8 protein-coding genes are annotated in these 12,534 nt (G+C 61.3%); 7 read left to right on the top strand and 1 reads right to left on the bottom strand.

The annotated features are described in order from the left end of the window. Nucleotides 1–55 precede the first annotated feature (55 nt). From EB235_RS29805 to EB235_RS29825, 5 genes are all read left to right on the top strand, one after another. Nucleotides 56–1,336: a nucleotide sugar dehydrogenase gene (locus tag EB235_RS29805; protein WP_027033821.1), complete on the top strand. Its 1,281-nt coding sequence runs from the start codon at nucleotides 56–58 to the stop codon at nucleotides 1,334–1,336. Nucleotides 1,337–1,368: 32 nt separating this feature from the next. Continuing rightward, on the top strand, nucleotides 1,369–2,388 hold the full coding sequence (locus EB235_RS29810; protein WP_027033820.1) for an NAD-dependent epimerase: 1,020 nt from the start codon (nucleotides 1,369–1,371) through the stop codon (nucleotides 2,386–2,388). 46 nt (nucleotides 2,389–2,434) lie between these two features. Then, nucleotides 2,435–3,229, top strand: coding sequence for a class I SAM-dependent methyltransferase (locus tag EB235_RS29815; protein WP_051429797.1), 795 nt, complete (start codon nucleotides 2,435–2,437; stop codon nucleotides 3,227–3,229). Between the two features lie 80 nt (nucleotides 3,230–3,309). After that, a complete protein-coding gene (gene asnB, locus EB235_RS29820; RefSeq protein ID WP_027033819.1) occupies nucleotides 3,310–5,280 on the top strand; it encodes an asparagine synthase (glutamine-hydrolyzing) in 1,971 nt (656 codons plus the stop codon). A 191-nt stretch (nucleotides 5,281–5,471) separates the two neighbouring features. After that, nucleotides 5,472–6,782 (top strand): O-antigen ligase family protein, encoded by a 1,311-nt coding sequence (locus EB235_RS29825; RefSeq protein WP_051429796.1) that lies wholly within the window; start codon nucleotides 5,472–5,474, stop codon nucleotides 6,780–6,782. Nucleotides 6,783–7,670: 888 nt separating this feature from the next. Here the strand turns inward: EB235_RS29825 and tssH are convergent. Beyond that, nucleotides 7,671–10,478: a type VI secretion system ATPase TssH gene (gene tssH / locus EB235_RS29830; protein WP_027033818.1), complete on the bottom strand. Its 2,808-nt coding sequence runs from the start codon at nucleotides 10,476–10,478 to the stop codon at nucleotides 7,671–7,673. Nucleotides 10,479–10,815: 337 nt separating this feature from the next. On the opposite strand from tssH, the gene tssA reads away from it, so the two are divergent. Continuing rightward, complete coding sequence (gene tssA / locus EB235_RS29835; RefSeq protein ID WP_027033817.1) at nucleotides 10,816–11,988, top strand: type VI secretion system protein TssA; 1,173 nt, start codon at nucleotides 10,816–10,818, stop codon at nucleotides 11,986–11,988. Between the two features lie 6 nt (nucleotides 11,989–11,994). Beyond that, nucleotides 11,995–12,534 carry a type VI secretion system contractile sheath small subunit gene (gene tssB / locus EB235_RS29840; protein ID WP_027033816.1) on the top strand — a complete coding sequence of 180 codons (540 nt, stop codon included), beginning with the start codon at nucleotides 11,995–11,997 and terminating at the stop codon, nucleotides 12,532–12,534.

Raw genomic sequence — 12,534 nt, forward strand, 5'->3', positions numbered from 1 at the left:
CCCATGGCCTGCCATACAAGCACGTCGACTCGTAATTGATCTGAGGAATCCGCGGATGTCCGAACGCATTGCTGTTATCGGCTTGGGATATGTCGGGCTGCCGGTAGCCGTCGCGTTTGGCGAGGTTTTCCCCGGCACGATAGCTTTCGACATCAGCGAACGCCGGATCCAGGAACTGCGTGGCGGCGTCGACCGTACTGGCGAGGTCGACCCGGTTGCGCTGAAGGAATCCTCGATCGTGCTTACGACCGACCCGGAGACGTTGAAAGGCGCGACATTCTTCATCATTGCCGTGCCAACACCTATCGATGTCAATCGCGCTCCCGATCTTGCTGCTCTGAAACTGGCATCGGAGCTTGTCGGTGAAGCGGTGAGCAAAGGCGCGGTCGTCGTGTTCGAATCGACGGTCTATCCAGGCGTGACCGAGGATTTCTGCGGGCCGATCATCGAGCGTATTTCCGGCCTGCGGCATCCTCACGACTTCGCGCTCGGCTATTCGCCTGAACGGGCCAATCCCGGCGATCGGGAGCACTCGCTGCGACGGATCGTCAAAGTCGTATCCGGCGAGAACACCGAAACGCTGGAGCGCGTGGCAAGCGTCTATGGCAGTATCATCGATGCCGGTGTCTACCGCGCCCCGTCGATAAAGGTGGCCGAGGCGGCAAAGGTGATCGAGAACACCCAGCGTGATCTGAACATCGCGCTGATGAATGAACTGGCCATGATCTTCGAGCGCCTCGAGATCCGCACGCAGGACGTTCTTGATGCAGCAGCGACCAAATGGAACTTTCTCCCCTTCAAGCCAGGCTTCGTCGGCGGCCACTGCATCAGCGTCGATCCGTATTATCTGACCGCCAAGGCCGAGGCCGAGGGCTACCACCCGCAGATCATCCTCGCTGGCCGTCGCATCAATGACGGCATGGGGGCCTTTGTTGCCCAGCAGGTCGTCAAGCAGCTGATCCGCTCGGACATACCGGTCAAAGGAGCGTCTGTCGGCGTTCTCGGACTGACGTTTAAGGAGGACGTGCCGGATCTGCGCAACAGCCGCGTTTTCGACATGGTCAAGGAACTGAGGCAGTTCGGAATTGTCCCCAAAGTCCACGATCCTCTTGCCGATGCCGAAGCCGCCCGACGCGATCATGGCGAAACGATCCTGCCACTCGCTGAGATAAGAGATTTGCAGGCGCTTGTTTTGGCGGTACCTCACAAGCATTATCTCGCTAGCGAAAGAGCGCATCTTTTTCAGATGATCAGGCCTGGTGGAACGTTGTTCGACATCAAGTCTGCCATCAAACCGAATGAAATTCCTGACAACATAAAATATTGGAGCCTGTAAGGCTCCGCCTGAAATTAACGCTAGGATATTCCGTGACATCAAGCAGGCCTGTTCTGATCACCGGCGCGGCCGGTTTCATCGGATTTCACCTTAGCCAGAGGCTGCTTGCCGAAGGCCGGCGGGTTATTGGCCTCGACTCCATGAATGAGTACTATGACGTCACCTTGAAGCAGGCGAGACTTGAGCGTCTGAAAGGGTTCCCGGATTTTCGTTTCGAGCATGTCGATCTCACCGAGGGCGACCGCATTTCGGCACTATTTGCGTCAACCGCTCCGGAGATTGTCGTTAATCTCGCGGCGCAAGCGGGTGTGCGCTATTCGCTCACCAATCCGCACGCCTATGTGGAGAGCAACCTCAGTGGCTTTCTCAACATCCTGGAGGGATGCCGGCACGCCTCGGTTGAGCATCTCGTCTATGCGTCGTCGAGCTCGATCTATGGCGGCAGCACCCGCATGCCGTTTTCCGTGCACGATTCAGCTGACCATCCGCTCAGCCTCTATGCGGCCAGCAAGAAGGCAAACGAGCTGATGGCCCATACCTACAGCCATCTGTTTGCACTGCCGACGACAGGATTGCGCTTCTTCACCGTCTATGGTCCGTGGGGACGGCCCGACATGGCCTTATTCATCTTCGCCAAGGCCATCCTCGCCGGCGAGCCGATCGACGTCTTCAACCATGGCAACATGCAGCGGGACTTCACTTATATCGACGACATTGTCGAAGGCATTGTCCGCGTCATGCGCCAGCCCGCGACAGCCAATCCGGGGTGGAAAAGCGCCGCGCCGGATCCGGCGACCAGCAACGCGCCGTTCAGGATCCACAACATCGGCGGCAATTCGCCGGTTCAACTGACCCGGTTGATCGAGGTGCTGGAGGACGCGCTTGGACGCAAGGCGAACCGCAACCTCATGCCGCTGCAGCCGGGCGACGTGCCTGCGACTTTCGCCGATGTCAGCTCGCTCGAGGAGGCAACCGGCTTCAGGCCGGAGATTCCCATTGAGATCGGGGTTCCGCGCTTTGTCGAATGGTATCGGGAGTTCTATCGGGTATGATCCGCAGAGTCGGTGCCTCGCAAAAAGGACGACAGATGGGAGGCCCATGAACGCGCGCTATGATTTCGGCCGCAACTGGTCTGAGCTTGCCGCGCGTTTCGAGGACGAACACCTCAACCGGGCTTGCGAGGATCTTCGCCGCCTGGTGGGTGATCTTGAGGGCAAGACATTTCTCGACATCGGCTGCGGATCGGGGCTGCATGCAGCGGCAGCGCTCCGGCTGGGCGCGGCGAAAGTCACTGCCCTCGACTATGACGCGGACTGCGTCGAAACGACCAGGGCCGTCCTGTCTCGGTTCGCGCCGGAAGCCGATTGGAGCGTCAAGCGGGCCGATGTCCTCGACAGGGCCTCGCTTCCAACCGGGACGTTCGACGTCGTCTATTCATGGGGCGTCCTGCATCATACCGGAGACATGTGGACAGCGATCGGCAACGCCGCCGGCTTCGTCGGCCGCGGCGGGCGATTAGGCATTGCGATCTACCTGAAGACACCGCTGTGCGGATTGTGGACGGTCGAAAAGAGACTCTATGCCTCGCATCGATGGCTGCGGCCTCCGGTCAAGGCGATGTTTGTCTCGGCCTATATGGCGGCGAGGACGCTGCGCCACCGCGACCCGATCTCGTTTGTAAAGAACTACCGCGCGCGCCGAGGCATGGAATTCCTGGCGGATGTCGACGACTGGCTTGGCGGCTATCCCTATCAATCCACCTCGTCCAGCGAGTTGGAGATGACCGTGGAGAACCTTGGGTTTCGCACGAAGCAACGTTTCAATGTAACGCCTGGAATTGGCCTGTTCGGCACCGGCTGTGGTGAATGGTGTTTCGAGCGGACGGATTTATAGCGACCGGGTTCTTCTCACTCTGATTTCGCGCCATGGAGGGGAAGAACTTGGGCAAGCCAAATATGGAGCAGTAGCCCCGGATGTGCGGTATCGTCGGCATTGTGGGTGGAGCAGCCGCGACGAGCAGCGGCAGCCTCACCGTGCGTCGAATGGCGGACAGGATCCGGCATCGCGGACCGGACGGCGACGGCGTCTGGACCGACGCCGAGGCCGGCATCGCCTTCAGTCAGCGCCGCCTGGCCATCATCGACCTGTCGTCGGCCGGCGCGCAGCCGATGATCTCCCATAGTGGCCGCTACGTCATCGTCTTCAATGGAGAGATTTATAATCACGTCGAGATGCGGGCGCATCTCGACCGGCAATTTGGCGCCCATGCCTGGCGCGGGCATTCCGACACCGAGGTCTTCCTGGCCACCATCGAAGAGCTTGGAACCAAAACAGCGCTTGAACTGGCCGTCGGCATGTTTGCTTTTGGCGTTTGGGACCGGCGCGAGAGAACCCTTGTGCTCGGCCGCGATCGCCTGGGGGAAAAGCCGCTCTATTACGGCCGGGTCGGCAAGACCTTCGCGTTTGCCTCGGAACTCAAGGCCTTTCAACCGCTGCCGGACTGGCGCCCGGAGATCGACCGCAATGCGCTGGCGTTGATGATGCGCCACAACTACATCCCTGCGCCCTACAGCATTTATCAGGGCATCCGGAAGTTAAGGCCCGGCCACTTTCTCGTCCTTTCCGATCCTATGCATGAGCCGCGCGTCGAGAATTATTGGAGCGCCAGCGACGTCGCAGAGCAAGGCCGGCGCGACCCTTTCCAGGGCAGCCCCGAAGAGGCGGTCGACGAGGTCGAGCGTCATCTGCGCCGCTCACTTGAAGGGCAAATGATCGCCGACGTGCCGCTCGGCGCCTTTCTCTCGGGCGGCATCGATTCTTCCGCAGTCGTGGCAGTCATGCAGTCGATCAGCGCGCGGCCAGTGCGCACCTTCACGATCGGCTTCAACGAAGCGGGCTACAACGAGGCGGACCATGCCAAGCAGGTGGCGCGCCACCTCCGCACCGATCATACCGAGCTTTATGTCAGCCAGCGCGACGCGCTCGATGTCGTGCCCCAACTTCCCGGCATCTATTGCGAGCCGTTCTCGGACTCCTCACAAATCCCGACTTTCCTTGTCTCCAAGATGGCGCGTGGCAGCGTTACCGTGGCGTTGTCGGGAGACGGCGGCGACGAGCTGTTCTCCGGCTACACACGCTACGCGCTCGCCGATGCGTTCTGGAACAAGCTGTCGCGCATCCCGGTCGGCCTGCGCCGCGCGTCGGCCAGCCTTGCGACACTGCCGTCACCTGAGCTCTATAACAATCTGGCGGGCGGCATCATGCCGCTCTTGCCGCGGCGCCTGCGCCGCGAACGTGTCGGCGACAAGATCCATAAGGCCGCGTCCGTGTTTTCGCTGGCAAGCATGGACGATGTCTACCGTCGCCTCTGCTCGCACTGGGAACCGACCCAGATCATCCCGGGTGCGGTCGAGCCGCCGACCATGCTGACGGGTCTGGAAGCGCTTCCGGACTTGCCGGGCAATGTCGAGCGGATGATGTACCTCGATATCATGAGCTATCTGCCAGATGACATCCTGGTGAAAGTCGACCGCGCCGCCATGGCCGTCAGCCTCGAGACCCGCGTGCCGCTGCTCGACCACCGCCTCGTAGGCTTCGCGCTGTCGCTGCCGCTTTCCATTCTGCGCGCCGGCGGCCAGACGAAGTGGCCGCTCAGGCAGCTGCTTTACCGGCATGTTCCCAAAGCCCTCGTCGAACGTCCCAAGATGGGCTTTGGCGTGCCTATCGACGCCTGGCTGCGCGGCGCGCTGCGCGAATGGGCCGAGGCGCTGCTCGACGAGCGCCGGCTGCGCGAGGACGGCTTCTTCCAGCCCAAAGCGATCCGGCATGCCTGGTCCGAACACCTCTCCGGACACCGCAACAACCAGTACCTGCTTTGGGACGTGCTGATGTTCCAGTCCTGGCGGGAAACGACCCAGGGAGCTTCAACGGCGGTCGCGGCCTGAGCAGGCGTCGAGGCCGGACCGGTTTGGTTTTGCCACATCCGCTCGCGCATCTGGATGAAGGGCGAGATAGTTCCGCACTACCGGATACCAAAGCGAACAGCTATACGGGTTCGGGGCAAAGGGGCGAAGCACGGTAAGCGAGGATCGTTCGAACGATTCTCGCGCGCCTCGATGATGGCGAAGCAAAGGCATTGAACCTGTTTACATCGCTCCGGCGCCAGCTCACGGCCGAACAGGTCAACCGCTGCTTCTCGATCGCCTGCTTCTTTTCGCCACCGGTGCTCGGATCCGTGGTGAGCTTCGTCTTTCATGGCGGCGCGCTCTGGTCGTTGGTGCTGCTCTCTGCCGGGCGCCGCCGCTTGAACATCGACCGGCCGATGCTTGCCATGACCATCGCGATCTATGCCTATTGTGCGGCGCAGGTGCTGGCGTCGACCGTCAACGGCACGCTGCGCGCCGACGCCACGCATTTCCTGCCGTTAGTCACCTTGTTGTTGTTTCCGGTCTCGTATTCGACCTGGAGCATCACCGACAAGGCGACCCTGGCGCGCATCGCTGTGCGCGCCAGCGCGGCTGCATGCGTCGGAGCGCTGGTGCTGGCAATCGTCCAATATCACTGGTTCGGGATGCTGAGGGCAGAAGGAGGAGCCGGAAATCCGATCGTGTTTGCGACGGTCACCTGCCTTGCCGTGATGATGTGCCTTGCGGGCGTCCTGTCAGGCGTTGAGAAAGCCTGGAAGCCGCTCACCGCCGCAGCGCTCGCCGGCATCGTGGCGACCATCTATTCGGGCTCGCGAATGATTTGGGTGGCCTTGCTCATCGCGGTTGTAGCTGTCCTTGTGATCAATCGCAAAAAGGTCTGCCGATCAGATATGAGACAGTTGCTGGTGATTACCGGCGCCTCGACGCTGCTCATCGCGGCAATTATGTCTCCAATCATCGTCGATCGCACACATGTCCTGTACGATAACTGGAATGCCCTCGCCGCCAAAGGCGACTACACCACCCCGCTCGGATTGCGGGTTGGGTTGTGGGACATCGGGCTCGACGCCTTTCGCCAGGCGCCCGTTTTTGGTCATGGAATGGCCGCCAGCCGGGTGCTTTCAAGGCAGGGATTCAAACAGCACTTTGGGGCAACCGAAGGCTTCAACCACTTTCACAATGGCTTTCTGACGGCGTTGGTGCAGGCCGGGCTCGCAGGTGCGCTGACACTGGCTGCAATCTTTGCCGTGGCGGTATGGAATGCGACAAGGGTCCTGCGTATCAATCCCGATCCGTTGGAGCGGTTCGGCGCCACCATGATTGTAGTCACCGTCATAGTATACGTTGTTGGTGGCCTGACAGGCATCCTTGTCGGCCACGATATTCTCGACACCACGCTGATGGTCTTGCTGGTTTCCGGAACATACCTGGCTTGCGGACAGACAATTTCGCCGATCCGCAAGAGTCAGCCAACGAATCAACCGTCTGCTTTTAGGAGGCACCAAGATGGGAGCGAATGACCTACTTGCGGCCCAAAGCTGCCGTTCGCGTCGTGGAAAACCTAGCGTTTCCAAATGTGGGGAACACGGTAACGCTTTTCCGACAACCTATTGTTACCTCGGGCGACTCTGAAATCGCGATGAACCTCGGACGGTCGCCTGCAACCTTGAGGGGGCTGTCCGATCCGCAAGCTCATCAGCGACAAATATGCCCGCTCGCAACGAGAGCCCGCTAGCGGCAGAACTGCGGTTGGAGCCAAAGAGCTTGAACCATCCAACGCAGCTTCGTAAGCTCCAACGTACGCGTCACGACCGTTGCCGGTCGAACTGACTGTCCTCGCAAGCAAAGCCGCCTATTTGCACGCCATTGCACGCCGCAGCTCTCCAACATGCCGACTGCGCTTTACGCCCCCTCTCAACTTCGTTCAGATCAACCCTGTGTTTTGCCAGGAGATCGAAGGAGGTTATCGCAGCCAAACAGCGGAAGGTACGATCGGGCCGGAGCGGCTGGCGAAATTACGCCATTTGCCGCCGTCCCCCTACTCCCACTCGATTGTTTATAACCCAGCTAGGTCATTGATCTAGCTGGGTTTTTTCTTGCTTGCCATGCCAAAAGCCGACGCATGGTCCGTCAAAAAGTTACGCTTTTGATTTTAAACGGAAAATCGCCGCGAAAAATATTTCGAGGTTTCATCAACTATCGGGATCAATCGCTCGATTTTTGCGGGCTGAATCGTCTCGACGTCATGACCATTGCGCTGCGAAAAGTACCGTCACTAGGTCAATCACGCCACACAAACTCGCCCCTTGGCCGCGCGGCAGGCAGGACTTCCATGCCTTCAAAAATCGTCGAGCTGGCTGGCTCAGCCTATGCACGAGACGCGCAGAAGCAAATCGTCATCAACATTCCTACTCGAAGGAATAGGTAAACCCTTCCTTGGAGGCGCCGACGGTTACTTTTGTCATCTTTTCGCCCTCGAGCGAGCGGTTCAGCACGCCGCGGCTCAATTCCGGCAGGAGCGTGTTTGTCAGGATGGCGTCGATCATCCGCCCGCCGGATTCGATCTCGGTGCAACGGGCCTTGACCAGATCCATGACACCATCGCCGATGACCAATTCCGCGTCGTTGGTTGCACGCAGCCGCCGGGCAATCTTGGCGAACTGGTGACGGGCGATCGCCTCGATCATCGAATCCGAGAGCGGATAGTACGGAATGGTCACCACTCGGCCAAGGAAGGCAGCCGGGAAAACCTTCAGCAGGGGGCTACGGAGCGCCGTGTCGAGGTCGTCCAGCCCGGCGCGAACAGTCCCGTTTTTGGTCCGGTCCATGATGACTTCCGAGCCGACATTGGAGGTCAGCAAGATCAGCGTGTTCTTGAAATCGATGCGCCGGCCCTCGCTGTCGTCCATCATTCCCTTGTCGAAAACCTGGAAGAAGATCTCGTGCACGTCGGGATGCGCCTTCTCGACCTCGTCGAGCAGGATCACCGAATAGGGTTTGCGCCGAACCGCCTCGGTCAGGATGCCGCCCTTGCCGTAGCCGACATATCCAGGTGGCGCACCCTTCAAGGTCGAGACCGTGTGCGCCTCCTGGAACTCGGACATGTTGATCGAGATCAGATTCTGCTCGCCGCCGTAGAGCGTCTCGGCCAAGGCCAAGGCCGTTTCGGTCTTGCCGACGCCCGAAGGGCCGCAGAGCAGGAACACGCCCACCGGCTTTTCCGGAGCGCCCAGCCCAGCGCGGCTGGTCTGTACGCGCCTGGCGATCATCTCCATGGCATGATCCTGCCCGACCACGCGTTCGGACAGAGTGGCGGCCAGTCGCAGCGCCTTTTCGGTCTGGCTGGACAGCATCCGCCCCGTCGGGATGCCGGTCCAGTCCTGGACCACGGCGGCCACGGCGTTGCGATCGACCGAAGGCAGGATCAGCGGCGTCTCGCCTTGCGCCTCGGCCAGGTCGGCCATCAGTTCGCGCAACCGGGCGAGATCGGCGGCAGGATCAGGTGGAGCGGCAGCGGGCTGTTCTTCGACATTAGTCTTGGCTGTTTTGGCTTTGGCCGTTTTTGTCCTGGGCACTTCGGCCTTGGACGGTTCGGCCTTCGGCAGCGGAGCGTCAACCGTGTCAGCGCCCGCCGTTTCGACAGTGCCCTCCGGCGTCTCCACGGCATCGAGCGGAATACCCTCGCCGCGCAGTCTGGCGCGCAGTTCGAGTATTTCGGCGACGAGTGCCTTTTCCCGATCCCAGCGCTGCCGGGCGGCGGCCAATGTGAGCTCGGTTTCCGCAAGTCCGGTGTCGACCCGGGCCTGCCGGTCAGTCACCTCGATGCCTATCGCAGCCTCGCGACCGATGATGCCGCGCTCGACCTCCAGCGCCTGGCGGCGGCGTATGATGTCCTCGACCTCGGCTGGCGTGGCGTGCTGCGATATGGCGACACGGGCGCATGCGGTGTCGAGAAGGCTCACCGCCTTGTCGGGCAGTTGCCGTGCCGGGATATAGCGATGCGACAGGCCGACCGCCGCCTCGATCGCCTCATCGAGTATCTGCACTTTGTGGTGCTGCTCCAGCATGCCTGCCACACCGCGCAACATGAGGACGGCCACCGCCTCCGACGGCTCGTCGATCTTGACCACCTGGAAACGGCGGGTCAGCGCCGGGTCCTTCTCGATGTGCTGCTTGTATTCGGCCCAGGTTGTTGCAGCGATGGTGCGAAGTTCGCCGCGCGCCAGCGCCGGTTTCAGGAGATTGGCGGCATCTCCGGTTCCGGCAGCACCCCCGGCGCCGATCAAGGTGTGGGCTTCGTCGATGAACAGGATGACCGGCGTTTCGGACGATTGAACCTCATCGATGACGGCCTTCAGCCGTCTTTCGAATTCGCCCTTCACGCTGGCGCCCGCCTGCATCAATCCGACGTCGAGCATGCGCACGCTGACATTCTGCAAGGTGGGCGGCACGTCGCCCTGGGCGATACGCAAGGCAAAGCCCTCGACGACCGCAGTCTTGCCGACACCGGCCTCGCCGGTCAGGATTGGGTTGTTCTGCCGACGCCGCATCAGGATGTCGACGATCTGCCGGATCTCCGGGTCACGGCCGACAACGGGGTCGATCTTGCCGTCGCGGGCGCGCTGGGTCAGGTCGGTGGCGTATTTCGCCAGCGTCGAATCCCCGCCCGGCCCCCGTTTCATCGGCGTTTCGGTGGCAGGCGTCGTCGGAGCGGCGCCGGCTTCGAGTGAGCCCTCCACAACATCGGCAAACCGCGCGATGACCGCGTCGGCGTCGATCTTGTCGAACTCGCCGCTGATCTTCGACAGCAGGCCTTCCAGCGCCGGCGTCTTCAGGCAGGCAAGCAGAATATGGGCACTGCGGACTTCTTCGACGCCGAACTCCAGCGTCGCCAGGTTCCAGGCTTCCTGAATGGCATGAAAGATATGGTCGGAGAACTCCTCGATCGATGTAGCGCCATAAGGCAGCTTGTCGACGGCGCGGGTCATATCGGCGGTGATCCGGCTCGCGTCCACGCCCGCATCGGCGATGATCATCTGCACATCCGAGCGGTCGGAAAGCACCAGTTGCTCTATGAAATGGACGAGTTCCACGTAAGGATTGCCGCGCAGCTTGGCGGTGTCGGCAGCAGCCTTGAAGGCGCGGACGCCGACAGGATTGAGCTTGCCGACCAGTTCCTTGCGCTTGAAAGTCCGCGATGACCGGCGCTGTTCCATCGAACGTGCTCCTGCAGTCTGCCAGCCGATAAAGTGCCACATAAGCCGTCACTTGACAAAGCGCCTGACGGACCGATGTCTCGACGCCCGGTTTGGCCGGCTCGTTTCCATTTGTGGAAAGTCCCGCACCACCAACTGTGAACAGCCACGGACTTGGGCGCGGCTCCGCGATGCGGTTCACCTCCAGCTTCGGCAACCACACCAAGGATTCCGGCACTCTGGCGGCGGTTGCGTTTAGCTTCTGTTAATTTTTGAGCCGTCCTTGAATTGTGGTAAAGTACAACCGTGTGTTAACGTTGCGTCACTTACGGTTTGAGGTCGGTCGCTGGGGGTTTGAGTGATTGATGCCGCGCTCTGGCTTAGCCCGCTCGACGGTGGAAACCCGTCAGGGGAGGATTTGCGCAACGACCCGGCTTTTCATGAGCTGGAGCGCCTGACGGAGCCCGAGGTCAAGGTCGTCCACGACGGCAACAACAAGCCCACCTCGCAAAGCACCATTCCGGTCGACTGGTCCGCGGTGCTGGCAAAGGCGGCGGACTTGCGCGCGCATGGCCGCGACCTGCGCCTGCTTGTCATCGTCACGCGCGCATTGGCCAATGAAGACGGACTGGCCGGGCTCGCGCAGGGTCTGACCCTCATTGCGCAGACCTTCGATCAGCATTGGGAAACCATGCATCCGGCCCTGCGGCCCAACGCTACGCCTCGCGATGCCGCCTTGCGCCGTATCAACGCGCTGCTCGACCTCCAGAATGGTCAGGACGGGTTGCTGGCGAACCTGCGGCAGATGATTTTCTTGACGCCACGCTCGATCGGACCGATCAGCGGACGCGACCTGGAACAAAGCGCGCTCGACGACCGTGTCATGCTCCAGGAAGCCGCCTCGGGATTGAACACGGCGGAAAAGGCCGCACTGGTCAGTGCGCACGGACAATTGTTGAACCGGGTGCGCGCCGGATGTGCTGCACAGATTGATCAGGCCGTTGCGGAGATGGTCGCGCTCGTCGCCGACGCCCGGGCAGCGATCGCGGCCCTTGACGCGGTCGAAACCGCGCTGAACGCCCGCCTCGAAGGCGGCGGCGCTCCCGTTCCGGAATTAAAGCGGTTTCTGCAGCGTTTGCTGACGACCCTCGAACGGAACTCGGCAGCCGGCGCCGTGGCGAATGGCGCGGCCAAGGCGCCCACTCCTGCAGAACCGGCAACGCCTGCTCGAAACGGTCATGGAGCCGAGACTATGGCAAGTGCGGCAACCTACTCGGACTCAAGCACGGGGCTTCCTGATCGGATCTCCTCGCGCGACGACGTGGTGAAGTGCCTCGACCTGGTCGTCGCCTTCTATGACCGCACCGAACCGTCGAGCCCGATACCGCATCTGGCGCGGCGCGTGCGCCGCATGGTGCACATGGATTTCGTTGAACTGATGGAAGATCTCGCCCCGTCTGGGCTGAAGGAATTCCGGCTCCTTGCCGGCGTTCCCGATGCCAAGAAGACGGCTCAGAAGGATGAAAGGTAACAGCACATGCCAGCCGAAAGCAAAGCGAAGGTCATCGAACGAAATCGCGCGCCGCGGGTGCAGATCGCCTACGACGTGGAAACCTACGGTAGCCCGACGACGATCGAATTGCCGTTTGTGATGGCGGTGATGGCCGACCTTTCCGGCGCTTCGCAGACCAAGGAAGCGTCAAAATCGGTGCTGGATCGATCCTTCGTCGAGACCGACGCCAACCGCTTCCCCAAGTTCATGGAGGCGCTCGGGCCCCGCGTCAAAGCCCGAGTGAAGAACACGCTGCCGCAGGCCGAAGGCCAGGAGCGCGACGAGGAACTGGCGCTCGATCTCACCTTCACCAAGATGGGCGATTTCGCTCCCGACAAAATTGCCGCGCAGGTACCGCAACTGGCCGAGATCCTCAAGATGCGCCGCCAGCTCGAGGAACTGCTCGGCTTCATGGATGGCCGCGTCGACGCCGAAAAACGCATCGCGCAGCTGCTGAACAACGAGCCGCTGCTTGGCAAGATCGCCGGCCAGGCGCTCGCCGACGACGACAAGGCAGGGGAGTGA

The sequence above is a fragment of the Mesorhizobium loti R88b genome, from assembly GCF_013170845.1.
GTDB classification, from domain to species: Bacteria; Pseudomonadota; Alphaproteobacteria; order Rhizobiales; family Rhizobiaceae; genus Mesorhizobium; species Mesorhizobium loti_B.

Excerpts from the sequence above, each read along its gene's own strand:
- asnB (WP_027033819.1), top strand. The coding sequence starts at position 3,310 with ATGTGCGGTATCGTCGGCATTGTGGGTGGAGCAGCCGCGACGAGCAGC.
- tssH (WP_027033818.1), bottom strand. The coding sequence starts at position 10,478 with ATGGAACAGCGCCGGTCATCGCGGACTTTCAAGCGCAAGGAACTGGTC.
- EB235_RS29805 (WP_027033821.1), top strand. The coding sequence starts at position 56 with ATGTCCGAACGCATTGCTGTTATCGGCTTGGGATATGTCGGGCTGCCG.
- EB235_RS29815 (WP_051429797.1), top strand. The coding sequence starts at position 2,435 with ATGAACGCGCGCTATGATTTCGGCCGCAACTGGTCTGAGCTTGCCGCG.
- tssB (WP_027033816.1), top strand. The coding sequence starts at position 11,995 with ATGCCAGCCGAAAGCAAAGCGAAGGTCATCGAACGAAATCGCGCGCCG.